This is a genomic window from Paenibacillus farraposensis (genome assembly GCF_020736845.1).
Classification (GTDB): Bacteria; Bacillota; Bacilli; order Paenibacillales; family Paenibacillaceae; genus Paenibacillus; species Paenibacillus farraposensis.
In genome coordinates, this window is record NZ_JAFFQR010000031.1 from 1 (window position 1) to 2,920 (window position 2,920).

Annotated in this window: 3 protein-coding genes and 1 pseudogene; 3 read left to right on the plus strand and 1 reads right to left on the minus strand. The window is 38.2% G+C overall.

Going from position 1 to position 2,920, the window contains the following annotated elements; all coding sequences use genetic code 11:
- The first annotated feature begins 507 nt into the window (after positions 1 to 507).
- Positions 508 to 1,017, plus strand: coding sequence for a macro domain-containing protein (locus tag JO375_RS06705; RefSeq protein ID WP_229523729.1), 510 nt, complete (start codon positions 508 to 510; stop codon positions 1,015 to 1,017).
- Between the two features lie 26 nt (positions 1,018 to 1,043).
- Complete coding sequence (locus JO375_RS06710) at positions 1,044 to 1,925, plus strand: hypothetical protein (protein WP_229523730.1); 882 nt, start codon at positions 1,044 to 1,046, stop codon at positions 1,923 to 1,925.
- A 474-nt stretch (positions 1,926 to 2,399) separates the two neighbouring features.
- Here JO375_RS06710 and JO375_RS06715 read toward each other — a convergent pair.
- Positions 2,400 to 2,594, minus strand: a pseudogene (locus JO375_RS06715) (tyrosine-type recombinase/integrase); the annotation flags it as partial.
- 261 nt (positions 2,595 to 2,855) lie between these two features.
- On the opposite strand from JO375_RS06715, the gene JO375_RS06720 reads away from it, so the two are divergent.
- A partial coding sequence (locus JO375_RS06720) for a helix-turn-helix domain-containing protein (RefSeq protein WP_229522929.1) occupies positions 2,856 to 2,920 on the plus strand: 65 nt, incomplete at its 3' end.

Genomic DNA, 2,920 nt, shown 5'->3' on the forward strand with positions numbered 1-2,920 from the left:
CAAACCGATAGGTTTGATGACCCAAGAATCCCCCACTTCAAGCGTTAGCTAAGTGGTGGGAGTGTTCAATGAATCGAAAAGGGTTCAAGGTTTAATAAAAAAATTTAAACTCTAATATTCTAATCGATTAATAAACGTTTTTGTAATACGTATAATTTTTTCAATGCACTAACGCTATATTTTTTAAGTTACACCATCGTGGAGGCGAGTTTGATTGATCCTATTACAACCTTCAAATTATGGTTACACTCATACAGATCATGGTCCTGCGGACTATGTAATAGAGGACTGTGAAGATTCATTTTGTATTCATCGCGTAGTAACTGCTTCAGAACGATTTTTTTATAGCCGTGATAAATTGATTATTACACCTGAGGGGAAGTACCTGGTTCCTAACATAGGAAAAGGCGAAACCTTTGAGGAAGCACAGAAGATCGTTTTATCGTTCTGGAAGACAGTGACGAAAGGTAGTAGACGGTTGGGAATCTACAGTAAAGGATAGATAATATGAGCATCCGAATTGTACAGAATGACATTCTGCAAGCTCCTGAGAACATCATCGTTCATCAAGTCAATTCTCAAAATATCAAAGCTAAAGGTTTAGCTAAGAAGGTATGGAAGAAGTGGCCAGAAGGGTATGCAGCTTTTATGGCGTACACCCGAACCGCAGATCCTAACCAGCTTTTGGGGAAGATGCAGATTGTGAGTATTAACGATACACAAACTAAATTTATTGCTAATCTTTTTGGTCAGTTTGGTGCTGGCAATGATGGAGTACAGTACACTCAATATCCGGCCCTACAGGAATCATTAATTCAGCTAAGAGAGTATGCCTTAGAAAAGTATTTTAATATTGCGATCCCTTACGGTATTGGCTGTGGTCTTGGCGGCGGGAGTTGGAATTTTGTTTCTGGTATGATCGAGGACATCTTTAAAGATTGCTCGGACATTGTGACGATTTATCAGCTACCACAGAAAAGAGTTTTTTTGTCCAGGATATGGGGATCATTTCAATAAAATTTATGGGAAAAGGAGTGAGAGGGATGAATTATCAGGAGAAACTAGAGTTAATTAATAGCTTGAAATTTATAGATACAAGCTCCGGTCGCGATGGTTACGCTATCGTTCATATAGACCAAGAATTGATGGAAGTCCTCAGTAAGATTGGAGTCAGTATTGAATCCGTTTTAGAAAACAACATCAATCGAATTCCGGGCGCACAAGTGAACGATATGAATCCATTCCATGTATATGAGGGTAGACGTGCAGATTCAATGATCGAAGCTCACGTTTCAGCGTTTCACCATTATTTGAAAGATTCTACACTTCATTTTTATAAATCTAGATGTACGCAGCTGTTACGAGTCTGCATTAAAGCTTTAAAATTGTCGTATAGAAATAATTGTGGCTTTCAAGAATTATATGAAATCATACAGCCATCTGTTAATGACCGTAGAATAGAAGTTTTGGCTATTCTTAAGGCTAGAAGCTTGTTGAATGAAGTTATGCTTCTAAAAGAATATCATAGGAATTTAGAAGTTGGTGGGAAAATGAAAGATTTCACAATTCAAACTTATCGGCTTTTACATAATTATGTGTTTAAGCTCAAGTCCAGTCCACAGCTTCAGGAATTATGCTATGGACCAGCTACTACTGATATTCTCCCTATTGCTTTTAATGAATGTGGTGCTCAGTGGTGGAACGGTGCAAAATTTTTTAGAAACGAATTTACTGTCCAGTACACTCCAGAGGGGTATATAGAAACCTTATTGTATAAGGGGAGAATCATTCAAAAACGTTATGAGCGAACGGCTAACGGTTACCGTGGTCTTAATTTGGCATGGATCGATGAAGAAGACCTCCCAATGGAGGTGCGAGAATGTCTTTTTGCAAGAAATGATAGTGACATAATGTCCGTTTTATAGAAGCACGAATAGTTATATCAGTTTGTTTCGAATGGAGACGTGAAACTATGATGAATGAAACTGAACAGTGTACCGTGATAGTAAAAGAATATGATGCATACTTGTCGTTTCGAAACGATTTGGATGTCATGCAATCAAAAGGGTATTCGCATATGGTTAGCACTTCTGGATACTTTGACCATAAGGAGTAGATGCCAGTGACGAAAAAGGGGATTCTGGAAGCTGCTGCCTTTAGTTATGCAGCTACACACGTTGGTTGAAGGGATTATTCGGGAAGCACAAGCAACGGATCTTCCTGAAGGTCAGGCCGAATTTAATTTTTAATGTGAGGTGGATATGTAGTGAAAACCACATATATAGCTAAAGGTAAGATAAAGGAATGGATACAACAGATGGAGGATGAACATGCAGTATCTACGAGCGACTATAACGGGGTAATACCAGCGTAGCTGACACCACTCGCAAACGTATGGATTAAATTGGAAATTTATTAATAACCTCGTTATATTCATTTTGAGCATCGGTAATTGCCAGCTTTGAGTATACTTCCAAAGATTTTCTGCTTTCATGTCCGGAATAAGGTTGAATAAGTGCGTCATCGATGCCCTGCTTTTTTAGCCAGGTTAATAGAAAGTGACGCAGTTTATGAGGAGAAAGGTTTTGAGATAAATTTCCAATTGAAAGTTCCTATAACGGTGAGTATCGGAACTTAGTACTTGGAATAAGTATATCCAAACTGTATATTTTAGACAATAAGAGTCTCAAATAGCTCGAAGTTCCGTATACAAAAATAAATTCGGTACTTATTTTATCAAAGAAAGCGAGAATACCCCATCCTCTATAGGTGGGGGTTGAATCGTTGCTCTTTTCTTTTTAAAGCTTTTGATTCTGCATAATATACATTGTTCTCAAATAGAAAGGGGTAACATCATGCTTCGTCACAAAGCCTACAAGTTTCGCTTGTATCCGACGAAGGAGCAGTCACAGATCATGCG